The organism is Nocardia sp. NPDC060255, assembly GCF_042727395.1.
Taxonomy (GTDB): domain Bacteria; phylum Actinomycetota; class Actinomycetes; order Mycobacteriales; family Mycobacteriaceae; genus Nocardia.
Window position 1 is genome coordinate 61,162 of record NZ_JBHXAU010000012.1, and the last position, 17,671, is coordinate 78,832.

The window sequence follows — 17,671 nt, forward strand, 5'->3', positions numbered from 1 at the left end:
GCATCTACTCCGTCCAGGTCAGCCACGCAGCACCGAATGCAGTTCCTGCAGCGACCGCACTCCGATCCCGCCGTTGATGCTCGCCTCGATGCCCTGCACCGCGGCGGCCGCACCCTGCACCGTGGTGATGCACGGGATGTTCACACCGACCGCGGCACTGCGGATTTCGTAGCCGTCGATGCGCGGACCGGAATTGCCGTAGGGAGTGTTGAAGACCATATCGATCTCGCCGTCCCTGATCTGCTCGACAATCGTGGGCTGCGGCACATCACCATTGGTGTCCACCGATTCCGGCTCCGAGTGCTTGCGCACCCGCTCGCACGGAATACCGTTGCGGCGCAACATCTCCGCCGTGCCCTCGGTGGCCAGGATGCGGAACCCGAGGTCGTGCAGGCGCTTGACCGGGAAGACCATGGCGCGCTTGTCCCGGTTCGCGATGGAGACGAACACGGTGCCCTCGGTGGGCAGCGAACCGTAGGCGGCGGTCTGGCTCTTGGCGAAGGCGGTGCCGAAGTCGGCGTCGATGCCCATCACCTCGCCGGTGGACTTCATCTCCGGGGAGAGCAGCGAATCCACGCCGCTGCCGTCGGTCTTGCGGAACCGGTGGAACGGCAGCACGGCCTCCTTCACCGCCACCGGCGCGTCGAGCGGTACGTGCCCGCCGTCGCCCTCGCCGGGCAGCATGCCTTCCTTGCGCAGGTCGGCGATGCTGGCGCCCAGCATGATCCGCGCGGCCGCCTTGGCCAGCGGCACCGCGGTGGCCTTCGACACGAACGGAACCGTGCGGCTGGCACGCGGATTCGCCTCGAGCACATAGAGCACGTCGTCCTTGAGCGCGTACTGCACGTTGAGCAGGCCCTTGACGCCGATGCCCTTGGCCAGCGCGACGGTCGAGCGCCGCACGGCCTCGATATCACTGCGGCCCAGCGTGATCGGCGGCAGCGCGCAAGCGGAGTCGCCGGAGTGGATGCCCGCCTCTTCGATGTGTTCCATCACACCGCCGAGGTAGACTTCGTCACCGTCGCACAGCGCGTCGACGTCGATCTCGATGGCGTCCTCCAGGAACCGGTCGACCAGCACCGGGTGTTCCGGGCTGAGCTCGGTGGCCCGGGAGATGTAGCCCTCCAGGGAGCTCTCGTCGTAGACGATCTCCATGCCCCGCCCGCCGAGCACGTAGGACGGGCGCACGAGCACCGGGTAGCCGATCGAGGCGGCGATCTTCTTCGCCTGCGCGAAGGTGGTGGCGGTGCCGTACTTCGGCGCGGGCAGCCCGGCCGCGGTGAGCACGTCGCCGAATTCGCCACGGTCCTCGGCCAGGTCGATGGCGGCGGCGCTGGTGCCGACCACCGGGACACCGGCGTCGGTGAGCCGCTGCGCCAGGCCGAGCGGGGTCTGCCCGCCCAGCTGCACGATGACGCCGATGACGGTGCCCGACTCGCTTTCCGAGTGGAACACCTCGAGCACATCTTCGAAGGTGAGCGGCTCGAAGTAGAGCCGGTCGGCGGTGTCGTAGTCGGTGGAGACGGTCTCCGGGTTGCAGTTGACCATCACGGTCTCGTACCCGGCCTGCGAAAGTGTTTGCGCCGCATGGACACACGAATAGTCGAACTCGATGCCCTGACCGATCCGGTTCGGGCCGGAGCCGAGAATGATCACCTTGTCGCGCTCGCGCTGCGGCGCGACCTCGGACTCCGCGGCGGGATCGAGCTCGTAGGTCGAGTAGTGATACGGCGTCTTGGCCTCGAACTCGGCGGCGCAGGTGTCGACCGTCTTGAAGACCGGGCGAACGCTGAGCCGGTGCCGCAGCGCGCGAACGCCGGTCTCCCCCGCCAACTCCGGGCGCAGCGCGGCGATCTGCCCGTCGGACAGGCCGTAGTGCTTGGCCCGCCGCAGCAGTGTCTCATCGAGCACGGGCGCGTCCATGATCTCCGCGCGCAGCTCGACCAGCCCGGCGACCTCGGCGACGAACCACGGGTCGATTCCCGAAGCGGCAGCGACGTCTTCGATGCTCGCGCCCAGGCGCAGCGCCCGCTCCACCTGGTAGATGCGTCCCTCGATGGGCGTGCGCAGGTCTTCCAGGATCGCTTCGACGTCAGTCCATTTGCCGTCTTCCAAGGTCCAGAACCCGGCGGCCTTGGTCTCCAGCGAGCGCAGCACCTTGCCGAGCGCCTCGGCGAAGTTGCGCCCCAACGACATTGCCTCGCCGACCGACTTCATCGTGGTGGTCAGCGTCGGGTCGGCGCCCGGGAACTTCTCGAACGCGAACCGCGGCGCCTTGACCACCACGTAGTCCAGCGTCGGCTCGAAGCAGGCCGGGGTTTCCTTGGTGATGTCGTTGACGATCTCGTCGAGGGTGTAGCCGATGGCCAGCTTGGCGGCGATCTTGGCGATCGGGAATCCCGTTGCCTTGGAAGCCAACGCGGACGAGCGCGAGACGCGCGGGTTCATCTCGATGACGATCAGGCGACCGTCGGCGGGGTCCACCGCGAACTGGATGTTGCAGCCGCCGGTGTCCACGCCGACCTCGCGCAGGATCGCGATGCCGAGGTCACGCATCTTCTGGTACTCGCGGTCGGTGAGCGTCATGGCGGGCGCGACGGTCATCGAGTCGCCCGTGTGCACGCCCATCGGGTCGACGTTCTCGATCGAGCAGACGATGACCACGTTGTCGGCGCGGTCGCGCATCAGCTCGAGCTCGAATTCCTTCCAGCCCAGGATGGATTCCTCGATGAGCACGTTCGCGGTCGGCGAGGCGGACAGGCCGCCGCCGGCGATGCGATCGAGATCCTCGTGGTTGTAGGCCATTCCGGAGCCGAGGCCGCCCATGGTGAACGAAGGGCGCACCACCACAGGGAATCCCAGCTCGGTGACCGTGTCGCGGACCTCGTCCATCGTGTAACAGACACGGGAGCGGGCACTTTCGCCGCCGACCTTGGCGACGATGTCCTTGAACTTCTGCCGGTCCTCACCGCGCTGGATGGCGTCGAAGTCGGCGCCGATCATCTCGACGTTGTACTTCTCCAGCACCCCGTTCTCGTGCAGCGCGACCGCGGTGTTCAGCGCGGTCTGCCCGCCGAGGGTGGCGAGGATGGCGTCGGGACGCTCCTTGGCGATGACCTTCTCGACGAACTCCGCCGTGATCGGCTCCACATAGGTGGCGTCGGCGAACTCGGGGTCGGTCATGATGGTCGCCGGGTTGGAGTTCACCAGCGAAACCCGCAGGCCCTCGGCCCGCAGTACCCGGCACGCCTGGGTGCCGGAGTAATCGAACTCGCAAGCCTGCCCGATGACGATCGGGCCGGAGCCGATCACCAGGATGTGCTTCAGATCGGTGCGGCGTGGCATCAGGCTCCTTCCATGAGACCGGCGAAACGGTCGAAGAGATAAGCAGCGTCGTGGGGTCCGGCGGCGGCCTCCGGGTGGTACTGCACGGAGAACGCGCGGCCGTCGATGAGGCGCACCCCCTCGACCGTGCCGTCGTTGGCGCAGACGTGGCTGACCTCGGCCTTGCCGAACGGGGTGTCGAACTGCTCGCCCTGCTCGCCTTCCAGCGCGAAGCCGTGGTTCTGCGCGGTGATCGCGATGCGACCGGTGCCGTGCTCGATCACCGGGATGTTGATGCCGCGGTGGCCGAACTTCATCTTGTAGGTCTTGCGGCCGAGCGCGCGGCCGAGGATCTGGTTGCCGAAGCAGATGCCGAACAGCGGCAGGCCGCGCTCGAGCACGCCCTCGGTCAGCGCGACCGCGCCGTCCTGGGTGGCCGGGTCGCCGGGGCCGTTGGACAGGAAGACGCCGTTCGGGTTCAGCGCGAGGATCTGGTCGATCGAGGTGTTCGACGGGACCACGTGCACCCGCATGCCGCGCTCGGCGAACATGCGCGGGGTGTTGGTCTTGATGCCGAGGTCGACCGCGACCACGGTGAAGCGGGGCTCGCCGGTCGGCTCGATGGTGTAGACCGAGTCGGTGCTCACCTCTTCGGCCAGGTCGGCGCCGAGCATGGACGGCTGGCCGGTGACCCGGCCGAGCAGCTCGTCGGTGCCTGCGAGGGCGGGGCCGGAGAAGATGCCCGCCTTCATCGAACCGCGGGTACGCAGGTGGCGCACCAGCGCGCGGGTGTCGATGCCCGCGATGCCGACGATGTCCTGGCGTTGCATCGCCTCGGGCAGCGTGCCGGTGGCCCGCCAGTTGGAGGCGCGGCGCGCGGGGTCGCGGACCACGTAACCGGCGACCCAGATCTTGCCGGACTCGTCGTCCTCGTCGTTCCAGCCGGTGTTGCCGATCTGCGGTGCCGCGGCGACCACGATCTGGCGGTGGTAGCTGGGGTCGGTGAGGGTCTCCTGGTAGCCGGTCATCGCGGTGCAGAACACCGCCTCACCGAGCGTCTCGCCCACGGCGCCGTAGGCCGAGCCGCGGAATACCCGGCCGTCCTCCAGCACTAGAGCTGCGTCTTGTCCTGTCATCCCTCGTCGTCTCCCGTCGTCGTGCTCGTGTCCGCCTGGAGCCCCCGCGTCCAAGCCGGATAAACCGACTTGTCGTCACCCCGGAAACCGGTATCTATCTCGGTTCCGGTGGGCAGCTTCCAGCGAACTACCAGCACACCATCTGCTGTCATTACTTTGCCCGCATGCCCGCGCTCGGTGCGCACCGCGGTGATGGATTCCTGCGGGATCCAGATCACCGACGCACCGTCGCGCTCGAGCAGAATTCCTCGTTCGAACCGCGTGAGTTCCGCCGTGGCCCGGAAACCCAAGTCGCCCACCGCGATCCGGTCCTGCCAGCTGGGCGCCATGGTGCTGCCGAGATACAGCCCGGTGGTCGGCTCGAGCACCTGCGCACCGAGGTCGGCGGGCACGGTGGGCAGGTCACCGATGCGGGCCTCTTGGCGTGCGGCCCGGTTCTGCCAGCCCCGGTACATCAGCCAGATGCACAGGGCGAACAGCGCGGCCAGCCCGATTACCCAAAGCGTTCTCTCCACTTACGGACCTCCTCGGTTACCCACCGGCCTTGCCCTCGCGGGCAGTTACCCGGCCCCTGAGCAACGTCGTTGTCACTCGGGCCGGGAACGTCATGTCCTCGAACGGTGTGTTGTTCGAGATGCTGGCGAGCTCCTTGGCGCGCACCGTCCAGGTGGCGGCGGGGTCGACCAGCGTCAGGTTGGCGGGCTCGCCGACCTCGATCGGCCTGCCGTGCTCGTCGAGGCCGACGATCGCGGCGGGCTGCTCGCTCATCACCCTGGCGACGCCGCGCCAGTCGAGCAGGCCGGGTTCGACCATGGTCTGCACGATGATCGACAGCGCGGTCTCCAGGCCGAGCATGCCGGGGCGGGCGGCGGCGAACTCGCAGCACTTGTCCTGTTCGGCGTGCGGGGCGTGGTCGGTGGCGACGCAGTCGATGATGCCGTCGGCCAGCGCCTGGCGCAGCGCGGCGGCGTCGGACGCCTCACGCAGCGGCGGGTTGACCTTGTTGACCGCGTCGTAGGTCTCCAGGCGCGAGTCGTCCAGCAGCAGGTGGTGCGGGGTGACCTCGGCGGTGATCGAAATGCCTTGCGCCTTGGCCCATTTCACCAGCTCCACGGTGCCCGCGGTGGAGGCGTGGCAAATGTGCACGCGCGCACCGGCATCGCGGGCGAGGATCGCGTCGCGGGCCACGATGGACTCCTCGGCGGCGCGCGGCCAGCCGGCCAGGCCGAGCCGGGCCGCGGTCGGACCCTCGTGCGCGACCGCGCCTTTGGTGAGCCGCGGCTCCTCCGCGTGCTGAGCGATCAGCACGCCGAGGGTGTTCGCGTACTCGAGGGCGCGGCGCATGAGCAGCGGGTCGTAGACGCAGTGGCCGTCGTCGGAGAACATCCGCACCGCGCCGACACCGCTTGCCATGGTGCCCATTTCGGCGAGCTGCTTGCCTTCGAGGCCGACGGTGACCGCACCCACCGGGTACACGTCGACCAGGCCGACCTCCTGGCCGCGGCGCCAGACGTGATCGGTGACGACCACCGAGTCGGCGACCGGGCTGGTGTTGGCCATCGCGAACACCGCCGTGTAACCGCCCAATGCGGCTGCGGCGGAACCGGATTCGATGGTCTCGGTGTCCTCGCGGCCGGGCTCGCGCAGGTGCGTGTGCAGGTCGACGAAGCCGGGCAGCAGGATTTGACCCTCGGCGTCGATGACTTCTGCGTCGTCGGCGTCGAGTCCTGTGCCGATTTCCCGGATTACACCGTCGGTGATCAGCACGTCGACCGGTTCGCCCTCGCCGTAGATCCGGGCGCCCTTGATCAGAATTTCGCTCATGCCACTGCCTCCTGTGTACCGACAAGCAGCCGGAACAGGACGGCCATGCGCATGTGTACTCCGTTCGTCACCTGTTGCAAGATCGCGGCCTGCGCGGAATCGGCTACCGGCGAGGCGATTTCCATGCCGCGCAGCATCGGGCCGGGATGCAGCACCGTCGCGTGTTCGGCCAGCAGGGCGAGCCTGCGTTCGGACAGTCCGTAATTGATCGAGTATTCGCGGGCCGACGGGAAGAAGCCGCCGTTCATCCGCTCGGCCTGCACCCGCAGCATGAGAACCGCGTCGGCGCCGGGCAATTCGGCGTCCAGCGAGTGCGCGATCCGGGCGGGCCAGGCGTCGACGCCCACCGGCAGCAGGGTGCGCGGGGCGACGAGCACCACCTCCGCACCGAGGGTGTCCAGCAGGAAGACATTGGAGCGAGCGACCCGGCTGTGCAGGATGTCGCCGACGATGACTACCCGCTTGCCCTCGATGTCGCCGAGCCGTTGGCGCAGCGTGAGCGCGTCGAGCAGGGCCTGGGTGGGGTGCTCGTGCGTGCCGTCGCCCGCGTTGATGATGGCCGGGCCGGAGCTGCCGGACGAGCGGGCCCAGGCGTCCATCCAGCGTGCGATCTGGTGTGCCGCACCGGAAGCCGGGTGCCGCACGATCAGCGCGTCGGCGCCCGCGGCGTGCAGGGTGAGCGCGGTGTCGCGCAGGGATTCGCCCTTGGAGACCGAGGAACTGCTCGCGCTGACGTTGATCACGTCGGCGCTCATCCACTTGCCCGCTACCTCGAACGAGACTCGGGTGCGGGTGGAGTTCTCGTAGAACACGGTCATCACGGTGCGTCCGCGCAGGGTGGGCAGCTTGTGAACTTCGCGACCGAGCAAGGCCTGCTCGAAACGTTCGGCCTCGTCCAGCAACTCTGTAGCGGTCGCGCGATCCAAATCACTGACAGTCAGCAAGTGCCTCACGCTTCAGCCTCCTGGCGCAGGTAAACGCCGTCGCGGCCGTCGTGTTCGGTGAGCAGGACCGAGATGTCTTCGGAGCGCGAGGTGGGGACGTTCTTGCCCACGTAGTCGGCCCGGATCGGGAGTTCGCGGTGGCCGCGGTCGATCAGCACCGCGAGCTGCACCGCGCGCGGGCGGCCGAGGTCGCGCAGGCCGTCCAGGGCGGAACGCACGGTGCGGCCGGAGAAGAGGACGTCGTCGATCAGCACGACGAGCGCGTCTTCGATGCCGCCCTCGGGAACCGAGGTGCGTTCGAGCGGCCGGTGCGGCCGGGTGCGCAGATCGTCGCGGTAGAGGGTGATGTCGAGCGAGCCGAGGGCCGGGCGAACGCCGGAGAACTCCTCGATCTTGTCTGTGAGCCGCGCGGCCAGCGAGGTGCCGCGGGTGGGGATGCCGATGAGCACCACGCGTGGCGCGCCGGGCTCGCCCGCGTCCAGCGCGGTCTTCTCGATGATCTGGTGCGCGATACGCGCGATGGTCCGACTGACATCGGAAGCCGACAACAGCTCCCGCCCCGCCTCCACCCCCTCGGGGGTGTGTCGCTGCGATGTTTCGGCAGCGCCGGACTTGGCGGCCCGTTCGGGCACGGCCATGCCGACCTCCTTCCCCGCCTCACCGGACGGTCCGTTAAAGGATGTCTTACGGCAAGCAGCGTAACAGCGGCCGCAACCGGGCTTTCACCAGGTGCAGCGCGGTGTGAGCGGAGCCACGAGCGGGACGTGGCCCCGGCCACATCGGCGGTCGTCCCGGTTACTCGCGGACGGCGAGGATCATGCCGACGTCGGCGTCGCGGATGGCGGCGGGACGGTTGAGCGGCGCGACGAGGTCGTCCCATCTGCGGAAGCTGGTGCGCCAGCCGTGCGCGGCGAGCCAGGCCTCGGCGTCCGGCCCGAGGCCGCTCAGGTCGCGACCCTCGTCGCTGCGCTCGCCGCCGACCAGCCGTCCGAGTTCGGTGTAGTGCGGCAGATTTCGGTCGACCTGGAAGCGGCCCGCACCGAATTGACTTCCGGGAGCGGAGAGTTCGGTGAGGGTTTCGGCGACCCGAAGTGCGTCGTCGCGGTTCAGGTATCCGAGCGATCCTTCGTCTACCCAGCAGGTCGGCACCTCGGCGCGAAAGCCGTTGGCGTGCAGCAGCTCCGGCCAGTTATCGCGGAGATCGCCAGCGATGACGTTGCGGTCGTGCCTTGGCACCGCGCCCGCCAGTACCGGCTCCTTGAACGCGAACAGTTCCGGCAGATCGATCTCGAAGAACCGAACGTCCGCGGGCAGCGTCAACCGGAACGCTCGGGTATCCAAACCCGCGCCGAGGATGACGATTTGACGGCAACCGTCTTGCACCGCCTCCACCATCCGATCGTCGACCAGCCGGACGCCGACGCTGCGCCCCTCGAAGAACGTGTCCGCCAACGCTTCCAGTCGCGCCCATCGCCGCTCCCCCTCCGGCGTCGCCTCGAAGCTGCGCCGCGCGGCATCGGCGAAGTGTCGCGCCAACGGGTCGTCGTACAGCCGGTCGGGCCTGGCCGATTCCCGCGCCCGAATCACCGCAACCCCGATGGCCGTCATCGCCACACCCGCCATCGGTGCCGCTGGCTGCGCTTCGGTCATGATCCCTCCAAATTAACTTGCCGACCGGCTAGGTATCTCGCCGCAGCCGTCACGCTAGGCTCCAACTAGCCGGTCGTCAAGCAAAGGAGAACCATGGATCGCCGTCGCAGCGACATGCGCGAACGAATCCGCGCGGTGGCGATGGAGTTGTTCTCCGAGCGCGGGTACGAGAAGACCTCGCTGCGCGAGATCGCCGAGCGGCTCGAGGTGACCAAAGCCGCGCTCTACTACCACTTCCGCACCAAAGAAGACATCGTCGCGAGCCTGTCCGACGACCTGCGGCGCGGCATCGACGACATCGTCGCGTGGGCGGCGACCGCACCGACCGGACCTGAACGCGCGCAAGAGATTCTGGTCCGCTACGGCGCGCTGCTGCACGGCATCGGCCGCGACATGGTGCGGTTCATGGCCGAGAACCAGCCCGCCTTCCGGGAACTCGGTTTCGGCGTGAGCCTGCGCTATCAGTTCCGGGTGCTGGCCGACCTGATGACCGAGCCCGACCGTGCGCCGCGGGCGGTTTTTCATGCCCGGCAAGCGCTGCTGGCCATCAGCTGGAGCACCGCCATGATGGGCGATCTGCCGCTGAGCGACGACGAGTGCTACTCGGCTTCGCTCGACATCGCGCGCGATATTCTCGCCAGGAATTGACCGTCGTGTCCGATTGTCGCTAGCACATACGTTCGATTGCGGGTAGATTCGCTCGCATGTCGACACCGCTGCAGGGTTCACTGCTCGACGGGTTCGGTGACACCGAATTCGGGTCGCTTCGTGCCGCGCGGCGCACCGTGCTCGATCGCGGAGCCTGGGTGGATGTGCTGCCCGGCTGGCTGTCGGGCGCCGACGCGCTGTTCGATCGACTGGTCGACGATGTGCCTTGGAAGGCCGAGCGGCGTCCGATGTACGACCGCGTGGTGAACGTGCCCCGGCTGTTGAAGTTCTACGAAGAGCACGAGCCGCTGCCCGATCAGGTACTGGCCGACGCGCGAGCCGCCTTGAGCGAGCACTACCGCCGCGAACTCGGCGAATCGTTCCGCACCGCCGGACTCTGCTACTACCGCGACGGCCAAGACAGCGTCGCCTGGCATGGTGACACCTTCGGCCGCGGCGCGACCCACGACACCATGGTTGCGATCGTCTCCATCGGCGCACCCCGCGCCCTGCTGCTCCGACCACGCGGCGGCGGCGAGAGCCTTCGATTCCCGGTGGGCCACGGCGATCTGCTGGTGATGGGCGGCTCCTGCCAGCGCACCTGGGAGCACGCGGTGCCCAAGACCCGAAAGCCGACCGGACCGCGGATCAGCATCCAGTTCCGTCCGCGCGGCGTGCGCTGACTGTGCGCGAGGCAATACCGGCCTTGACCTCAAGCGTTGTTTAGGTTGAATGCTGAACGGCATGAGCGCAAAGACTTTTGAGCCGCCGGTGGCCGGCGACACGACCGTCGACCACACCGCCGATATCGCGGCCATCAAGCAGATCATCGGCAACGTCGAAACCGCATACAACACCAACGACCCCGAGTTGATGACCGCCGACTTCACGGCGAACGCCGCCGTCGTCAACGCGGTAGGCACGCTGATGACCGGTCGCGACGCACTACTCGAAGCGAACCGCCGTGGACTGTCCGGCTTCCTGAAGAACGAGTACGTCCGCTACGAAGTCACCGACATCACCTTCCTCCGCCCCGACGTCGCCTTCGCCCACAAGCTCGCCCGAGCCACCACCGCCGAAGGCGAACTGATCGACATCGATCACGCAATGATCGCCCTCTATGTCCTGGTCAAGGAAAACGGCCGCTGGTGGACAGCAGCCAGACAGAACACCTTGATCCCCAAAGCCGAATGACCGCTCCCCCCAACGACGCAGCGCCGCAACATCACCGAGGGGTGCGGCGCTGCGCCGAAGGGGGTTCACAGAGTGTGCATACCCCTCACAGGAGTTATAGCTGCTGTGAGGGGTATGGAGATTCTGTGGGACCGACGGGGGGCGGAGCGAAATCCGCGGCAGTCGGGCGGTCGCGGTATCCGGGGATGGTCGCCGCGCATAAAGTGTGTAGCCGCGCACGGTATTGCCAGCAATTCCAGGCGCGGCTACACAACTCGTGCGCGGGCAGGGCTTGCTCGCCGTTGGCAGCGCGGATCCGCACTGGGACTCGGGATCTGCACCCTCACTCGGGATCTGCACCGGGGGCCCTAGAGCGAAGTGCAGATCCCGAGTGAGGGTGCAGCTGTTGCTGACTGGCGCACAACGGTCTGCGGACGGTGTGGGGCGCTGTCGAATCAGGGAAAGCGGGCGCTAGGCGCGGCCAGCGGTGGTCGGCCGTTGTCAGCGGCGGGGATCTGCACCCTCACTCGGGATTCGCACTGGCTATAGGGCCCTAGAGCGAGTGCGAATCCCGAGTGAGGGTGCGGATTTTGTCGATAGCGGGTGTGTTGTTGGCGGGCGGCGGGTGGTAGGCGGAATTTGCCTGCGACGCGGGAGGTGGGGCGCCGTTAGATTGACTGCATGAGCAATCCTGGGGCGGGAGTCCTGGCTGTGATGCCGCTGCATACGATCAGTGAGGTTTATGGCGAGGCTGGTCTGCGTGAACGATTATTGCTGGAGATCGCGGAGTTGCCGGACGCCGGTCAGGTTGTCGAGGCGCTCGACCTGGCCTCGGAATTGCATCGCGACGATCGGTACGGCCGTGAGCCGTATCTCAATCATCTACTGCGAGTGGCGATTCGGATCATCAGCCATTACAAGGTCGCGGACGGCGAGTTGGTCGTCGCGGGTCTGCTGCACGATTCCGTCGAGGATCATCCGGTGGAACTGGCCGGTGATCGACCAGGTCCGCCCACCGAAGCCGCCCTCGCCGAACTCGCGGATCGATTCGGCGAGCGCGTGGCCGAACTGGTCGCGGCCGTCACCAATCCCGAACCGGACCCGTCGATCGACCGGCACCTGCAATATCGCGAGCACGTCGCCGCTAACCTCGACCGTTCCCCGTGGGCCAGGATCATCAAGCTGTCCGACTTCACCGACAATGGTGTCGGCATCCTGTACGCGACCGGCACGGCCATGCACCGGCTCGCCACCAAGTACCGCCCGCTCACCGCGATCTACCGCGACCTCGTCACCCGCCCGGACACCCCCTTGGCCGACGACGTCAAACAGCACATCCTCGACCAACTCGACAGTGCGGACCAACGATTCGAGGCCATCCTGGCCGGCGATTGATCGCCGGTCGTCCTTTCGGATGACATCCGGCCGATATCCGGCCCGCCGGGACCGACCGGCGCGGCACCGGTGGCATCGTGAGGCGCATGCGACTTCGAGGGGCGAGCGGCTTCCTGCTGGCAGCGGGACTTCTGACGTTCCTCGCCTCGGTGCTGACGCTCGTCGGGACGGGCCACACGGCACTGCGCTACTCGGCCGACAACGACGACACGTTGCCACTGTGGATACCTGTGCTGACGGCGTTCGGTGGGCTCGCGGCCGCCTGGCTGGTGCCGCCGAAACCACGCGACGACACACTGCTGCCGGAAGGTCCGCGCGCGACACGTCAGGGCTGGTGGCTTTTGGCCCTCGCACTTGCCTTCACTGTCAGCTTCGCCCTCTCCTCCGGCGGCAACGGCTGGCTGCTCGGCCTGAAACTGCCGCTGCTGCTTGCCATTCCGCTACTGCTCCGATTGGCGTCCTGGCGGGAGTGGTATCGGGTCGACACCCGTGGCCGTTGGCTTCGACCGGCACCCGCGGTACTCACCTTCCTGGCCCTGTTCACACTGTTCGGCCATGGTTACACCGGCGCGCGACCGGACCTGATCGCCGTGCTGTGCGTGTTCGTGCTGAATGCGATGCTGGAGGAGATCTTCTATCGGGTCTGGCTGCAAACCCGGCTGGAAATCAGTCTCGGGCGTTGGCCCGCGATCGTGGTCACCTCGTTGGTGTTCGCCTCCTGGCACGCGGTGATCCAGGGCGGCAACGGTTTCGGCGTCGACCTCGCCAGTGCCTTCGTGCACATCGGCGGATACGGCATCTTCCTCGGCTACCTATGGTCTCGGTACCGAAATCCCTGGCTACTCTTCCTTGTTCACGGCATCATCAACCTGCCCATCCCGATGCTTGCCGCAATGTGGTGACGGCACAGCCTGTTTCAGGGCGTGCGCAACACCGACTCGATCAGTTCGCGAACAGCGTCGAGCAGCCGATCAGTCTCGCCGGATCGGACCATGACTTGCACCAATTCGCTGCCGATCGCGGCGAGCAACAGCCTGCCCACCACCTCGGCATCGAGATCGGGCCGCGCTTCGCGCAGCAGCGCGGTGATGTGGTTGAACCAGAACGCGTGGAACTCGCCGGTGCGCGGATGCGGCGGCTCTGTGCGGTAGGCGACCATGAGCTCCGAGTTGTCGATCACCAACCGCGTCATCGCGTCGAAATAGGCGAGCAGTCGCGCATCGGCCGGTGCGCCGGGGCCCAACGGTGGCGGTCCACTGGTGATCGCGTCCATCAACGCGAGCGCGCTCTCCGCGACCATCTCGTGCAGCAGCCCGGCGCGGCTGCCGAAGCGATGAAAGATGGTGCCCTTCCCCACCCCGGCCGCGGCCGCGACCCGGTCCATGGTGATCGCCTCGGCACCGTGTTCGGCGAGCAGCGCGGTGGTCGCGTCGAGAATCGCGCGCCGGTTACGCGCGGCATCGGCCCGTTCCTTCGGACGCCCGTCGGACATCGCACCCACTTTCGTTGACAACTTGACCGTCGGTCCATATCGTTGCGGGAGTAACTGGACCGACAGTCAATTTATGGAGTTCATCGTGCAGGCAATCGTAATGACGGGAACCGGCGGCCCCGAGGTGCTGGTCCTCCAGGAGGTCCCGGCGCCGCAGGCAGGTCCCGGTGACGTCGTCATCCGCGCCGAGGCGATCCCGGTGCTGTTCCCGGAGACCAAGCTGCGCTCCGGCGAGTTCCCGCTCGGCGTCGAGCCGCCGCTGGTCTTCGGCTTCCAGGCCGCCGGTGTCGTGACCGAGGTGGGCACGGACGCCGATCCCGCACTGCTCGGCCGCCGAGTTACGGTGGCCACCAAGGGTTTCGGCTCGTACGCCGAATTCGTCAGCGCACCAGCTGATTCCGTGACCCTGATCCCGGACGGCCTATCCTCGGTCGACGCGGCCGCCGTCCTGATGAGCGGCTCGGTGGCGCTCCCCCTGCTGGAAACCGCCGCACTCACCGGCACCGAAACAGTGCTGATCGAAGCCGCCGCAACAGGTATCGGCAGCCACCTCACCCAACTCGCCAAGGAGTACGGAGCCGCCCGCATCATCGCCACAGCGGGCGGCCCCGCGAAAGCGGAACAGGCACGCAAGCTCGGCGCCGACGAGGTAATCGATCACAACGACCCCAAATGGCCCACCCGCCTACGCGAAACCCTCAGCGGCACAACCCTGGACGTAGTCTTCGACGCCATCGGCGGCCCCACCGCGCTAGACCTCCTCGACCTCATGACCCCGCTACGCGGCCGAATGCTCAGCTACGGCTGGCTGTCCGGCGCCCCCGCCCAACTGACCGCCACCGACCTGATCACCCGAGGCCTGACCCTCACCGGCTGCGCAGGCCCCGACTGGCTCGCCCAAGTAGCCAACGCCCACACCGCCACCCTGCACCGCGCCGCCACCGGCACCTTGACCCCACTGATCGAAGCAGTCCTCCCCCTCGACCAAGCCGCCCACGCCCACCACCTCCTCGAAGCCCGCACCCCCCTGGGCAAACTCATCCTCCAACCCACCCACAATCCATAGCCCCGCCAACCCGAGCCAGACCCCCTGCCGCGCACGAGTTCTCATCGAGCGCACGAAATCGTCGACCGATTCGCGCGCACCACGACAACAAGTGCGCGGCACACCATCACCGCAGCCGGTACGGCTGCACGCGACCGGGACGCTGTGCATGCCAACGACAGCCCAGGCCAACACAGTGCCGCGCGCCGACTCTCGCACCGCGCACGAAACTGCCAACCGAATCGCGCGCAGCAGGACAAGACGTGCGCGGCGGCCAGCACTGGTTGCGTTCCGTCGCAGACAAGCAGATCTTGCGCACAGAAACGACTAGCCAGCCCAGAGTGACGCCGCGCACCACTTCTCGCGGCGCGCGCGAAATCGCCGACTGAATCATGCGCAGCACGACAACATGTGCGCGGCACACCAACACCGCCGGGCACGGCTGCATTCGACCAGGGCACCGAGCACCCCAACGACAGCCGGGGTGCCGCGCATCGATTCTCGCGCCGCGCACGAAATCGCCGACCGATTCATGCGCAGCACAACGACATGTGCGCGGCGCACCAACACCGCCGGCATGGCTGCGCCCAACGAGGACACAGAGCAGCTCAGCGACAACCTCCTGCCACGCAGCGATTCTCGCGCCGCGCATGAAATCGCCAGCTGAATCATGCGCAGCACGATGGCATGTGCGCGGCGCACCAACACCACGGGCATGGCCGCACCCGACCAGGACACTGAGCACTGCGGCAACAGCGCGGGTAAACATGTTGCCGCGCACCGATTCGCGCGCCGCGCACGAAATCGCCGACCGATTCATGCGCAGCACAACGACATGCGCGCGGCGCACCAACTCCACGAGCACGACCGCACAAGACCAGGACACTGAGTACGACCGCGACAGTGCGAGTAAACATGTTGCCGCGCAACAGTTATCAAGCTGCGCGCGAAATTGCTAGCTGAATCGTACGCGGCAGGAGAACTGGTGCGCGGCGGGTTATGGGGCAGCGCGGCGCGCGAAGGCGGGGGCGTGTTCGGGGCGGATGCCTCGGGCTACCAGGAAGGGTGGGATGCTGCGGATTATGGGGATTTCGCGGAGGACGCGGACCGAGAGGGGAAGCTGGGGGGAGCCTGCGATGTTGATGCCGCCCTCGAGGGCCGGGCGGATCACTCTGGCGTGCAGGAAGCGTTGCATGCCTTGGGTTACCACGGTCGGCAGGGTGCGGCGGCGTTGGACCTTGGCCAGGTCGCGGGTGCCGACAGTTTTCGAGAGCAACGGCGCGGCAAGGATTCTCGCGGCTGCGACGGCGTCTTGGACGGCGAGGTTGATGCCGACGCCACCGACCGGTGACATGGCATGCGCGGCGTCGCCGATACACAGCAGTCCGTCGGTGTGCCAAGTCTTCAGGCGGTCGAGCTGGACGTCGAGGAGTTTGACCTCATCCCAGCTGGTGAGTGCGTCGACGCGGTCTTTGAGCCAGGGCACCGAGTCGGACATGATGCGCATGATGTCGTCGACCGGACCGCGCCGGGCCACCTCGTCGGTGCCTTTGCCAATGAGGGTGGCGCATTGCCAGTAGTCGCCGCGGTCGAGGAGCACCGCGGCCCGATGCGGCGTGACGACCGGGACGGCACCGGCGGGGTCGATCTCGGTGCGCGGCAACCGGAACCACCACACGTCCATCGGCGTCGGCCAGCTCTGCGACGCGAGGCCCGCCACGGCGCGCAGTCTCGAATCACGTCCGTCGCAGGCTACGGTGAGGTCCGCGCGGATCTCTCCGGTACTGCCGTCGACGGTCCGATAGCTGACCCCGGTGACGGTGCCGTCGGTCCGAACCAGGTCGGTCGCTTCGGTATTCATCCGCAGGTGGAAGCCGGGCTCCGCGTCGGCGGACCGCGCGAGCAGGTCGAGCAGGTCCCACTGCGGCACCATGGCGATGTACTTGTGCTTGCCCGGCAGGTGTTGCAGCGAGGCGAAGGTCTGTAGCCCGTTGGCGGTAGCCAGTTGTATCTGATCCAGTTTGCGCGCAGGCAGTTTCGCGAATTCCGCGCCGAGCCCGAGCTCGTCGAGCAGGTCGAGGGTGGTGGGATGCACGGTGTCACCGCGGAAGTCGCGCAGGAAGTCCTTGTGTTTCTCCAGGACGGTCACGTCGACGCCGGCTCGGGCCAGCAACAGTCCGAGGATCATCCCGGCTGGGCCGCCCCCGACCACTAGGCATGTCGTCTGTTCCATCGACTTTCCCTCCTCGGTCATCGCATCGCCGCAAGGTATCGCCTGCTTCACAAATTCTACGCTTGGTGAATTCTTTTCGGGATGGATCAAGTGCCGAGATGGGTTGTCACGGTGCGCAATCCAGGGCGGACCACGATCGACGGCGCGAATCCCGCCGTCAAGGGTCATTGATCAGGCGGCGATGTCCTGCTGCAGGATGAAGAAATACGGCTCACTCATCCCACGCATATCCATCACGCCGAGCAGGGTCTGCTCATCGACCCGCCGGAAGTGATCGACGATCGGCAGGTGGTCGTAGATCATCGCGGCACTGACCACACCGCGATACTCCACATTCCGCAAACGCGCTGTCGGCCTGTGTGTTTGGAACGCGAATCGAAGGTACCCGAGCGCCTTCTTACTCGCCCGCACCCCCGCCATCGGTATCCGCCCGGCCAGCCCGAGCGGCACCCGACGCGGATCGACCGGAAAGATGACGCCGTCGACGGCGAACAACAGCGGATGCACGGTGTCCGCGTCGTCGAACTGCTTGCCGTACCACCCCGACGCGACCAGCACGCCGGCCAGCGCGTGCCCGGTATCGAGTTCATCGCCGCGCCAGCGCCCGGTGGTGATCTCGGCAACCGGGACCGCGTCCAGGCTGTCGAACAACGCCAACGCCTGCTCAGTGCTGCAGCGGTGGGCTCGAAGCGCCGTCAATTCGGCTGCTCCCGTCCCCTTCGTCTCGGCCATGTCCGGTCTCCTCACTACGGTGACGTTGCATCAATGAGACTATCCGTCTGTCATAGCCGCCACGGGCCCGGCGCG

At 67.2% G+C, this 17,671-nt stretch carries 16 protein-coding genes; 6 read left to right on the forward strand and 10 right to left on the reverse strand.

Annotated features, from left to right (window positions below):
- Window positions 1-18: 18 nt before the first annotated feature.
- The 7 genes from carB to ACFWF1_RS22340 all read right to left on the reverse strand — a co-directional run bounded on the left by carB (window position 19) and on the right by ACFWF1_RS22340 (window position 8,878).
- A complete protein-coding gene (carB, locus tag ACFWF1_RS22310) occupies window positions 19-3,345 on the reverse strand; it encodes a carbamoyl-phosphate synthase large subunit (protein WP_379287527.1) in 3,327 nt (1,108 codons plus the stop codon).
- Window positions 3,345-4,460 (reverse strand): glutamine-hydrolyzing carbamoyl-phosphate synthase small subunit, encoded by a 1,116-nt coding sequence (carA, locus tag ACFWF1_RS22315; RefSeq protein WP_379287526.1) that lies wholly within the window; start codon window positions 4,458-4,460, stop codon window positions 3,345-3,347. The genes carB and carA overlap by 1 nt, the downstream gene beginning before the upstream one ends.
- The gene (locus ACFWF1_RS22320) at window positions 4,457-4,975 is read right to left on the reverse strand and encodes a transporter (RefSeq protein WP_379287524.1); all 519 of its coding nucleotides are present in this window, start codon (window positions 4,973-4,975) and stop codon (window positions 4,457-4,459) included. Before ACFWF1_RS22320 ends, carA begins: the two co-directional genes overlap by 4 nt.
- 16 nt (window positions 4,976-4,991) lie before the next feature.
- Entirely contained in the window at window positions 4,992-6,284 is a 1,293-nt protein-coding gene (locus ACFWF1_RS22325) for a dihydroorotase (RefSeq protein WP_379287522.1), read from the reverse strand.
- Window positions 6,281-7,237, reverse strand: coding sequence for an aspartate carbamoyltransferase catalytic subunit (locus tag ACFWF1_RS22330; RefSeq protein WP_379287520.1), 957 nt, complete (start codon window positions 7,235-7,237; stop codon window positions 6,281-6,283). The genes ACFWF1_RS22325 and ACFWF1_RS22330 overlap by 4 nt, the downstream gene beginning before the upstream one ends.
- Window positions 7,234-7,866, reverse strand: a complete 633-nt coding sequence (pyrR, locus tag ACFWF1_RS22335) for a bifunctional pyr operon transcriptional regulator/uracil phosphoribosyltransferase PyrR (protein WP_379287518.1) — start codon at window positions 7,864-7,866, stop codon at window positions 7,234-7,236. Before pyrR ends, ACFWF1_RS22330 begins: the two co-directional genes overlap by 4 nt.
- Before the next feature lie 157 nt (window positions 7,867-8,023).
- The gene (locus tag ACFWF1_RS22340) at window positions 8,024-8,878 is read right to left on the reverse strand and encodes an SAM-dependent methyltransferase (RefSeq protein ID WP_379287516.1); all 855 of its coding nucleotides are present in this window, start codon (window positions 8,876-8,878) and stop codon (window positions 8,024-8,026) included.
- Between the two features lie 93 nt (window positions 8,879-8,971).
- On the opposite strand from ACFWF1_RS22340, the gene ACFWF1_RS22345 reads away from it, so the two are divergent.
- The 5 genes from ACFWF1_RS22345 to ACFWF1_RS22365 all read left to right on the forward strand — a co-directional run bounded on the left by ACFWF1_RS22345 (window position 8,972) and on the right by ACFWF1_RS22365 (window position 12,996).
- Window positions 8,972-9,526, forward strand: a complete 555-nt coding sequence (locus tag ACFWF1_RS22345) for a TetR/AcrR family transcriptional regulator (protein ID WP_379287514.1) — start codon at window positions 8,972-8,974, stop codon at window positions 9,524-9,526.
- 56 nt (window positions 9,527-9,582) lie between these two features.
- Window positions 9,583-10,209 (forward strand): alpha-ketoglutarate-dependent dioxygenase AlkB, encoded by a 627-nt coding sequence (locus tag ACFWF1_RS22350; RefSeq protein ID WP_379287512.1) that lies wholly within the window; start codon window positions 9,583-9,585, stop codon window positions 10,207-10,209.
- A gap of 61 nt (window positions 10,210-10,270) precedes the next feature.
- Entirely contained in the window at window positions 10,271-10,720 is a 450-nt protein-coding gene (locus ACFWF1_RS22355) for an SgcJ/EcaC family oxidoreductase (RefSeq protein WP_379287510.1), read from the forward strand.
- Between the two features lie 660 nt (window positions 10,721-11,380).
- Window positions 11,381-12,094, forward strand: a complete 714-nt coding sequence (locus ACFWF1_RS22360; RefSeq protein WP_379287508.1) for an HD domain-containing protein — start codon at window positions 11,381-11,383, stop codon at window positions 12,092-12,094.
- 86 nt (window positions 12,095-12,180) lie between these two features.
- Complete coding sequence (locus tag ACFWF1_RS22365; RefSeq protein WP_379287506.1) at window positions 12,181-12,996, forward strand: CPBP family intramembrane glutamic endopeptidase; 816 nt, start codon at window positions 12,181-12,183, stop codon at window positions 12,994-12,996.
- Between the two features lie 14 nt (window positions 12,997-13,010).
- Here the strand turns inward: ACFWF1_RS22365 and ACFWF1_RS22370 are convergent, their stop codons facing one another.
- Entirely contained in the window at window positions 13,011-13,586 is a 576-nt protein-coding gene (locus ACFWF1_RS22370) for a TetR/AcrR family transcriptional regulator (RefSeq protein ID WP_379287504.1), read from the reverse strand.
- Between the two features lie 85 nt (window positions 13,587-13,671).
- Between ACFWF1_RS22370 and ACFWF1_RS22375 the strand changes: the two genes are divergently transcribed.
- Window positions 13,672-14,652 carry a zinc-binding alcohol dehydrogenase family protein gene (locus ACFWF1_RS22375; RefSeq protein WP_379287502.1) on the forward strand — a complete coding sequence of 327 codons (981 nt, stop codon included), beginning with the start codon at window positions 13,672-13,674 and terminating at the stop codon, window positions 14,650-14,652.
- A 976-nt stretch (window positions 14,653-15,628) separates the two neighbouring features.
- Here ACFWF1_RS22375 and ACFWF1_RS22380 read toward each other — a convergent pair.
- Complete coding sequence (locus ACFWF1_RS22380; RefSeq protein ID WP_379287500.1) at window positions 15,629-16,864, reverse strand: FAD-dependent oxidoreductase; 1,236 nt, start codon at window positions 16,862-16,864, stop codon at window positions 15,629-15,631.
- 171 nt (window positions 16,865-17,035) lie between these two features.
- On the reverse strand, window positions 17,036-17,596 hold the full coding sequence (locus ACFWF1_RS22385; RefSeq protein ID WP_379287498.1) for a DUF4334 domain-containing protein: 561 nt from the start codon (window positions 17,594-17,596) through the stop codon (window positions 17,036-17,038).
- Between the last annotated feature and the right edge of the window lie 75 nt (window positions 17,597-17,671).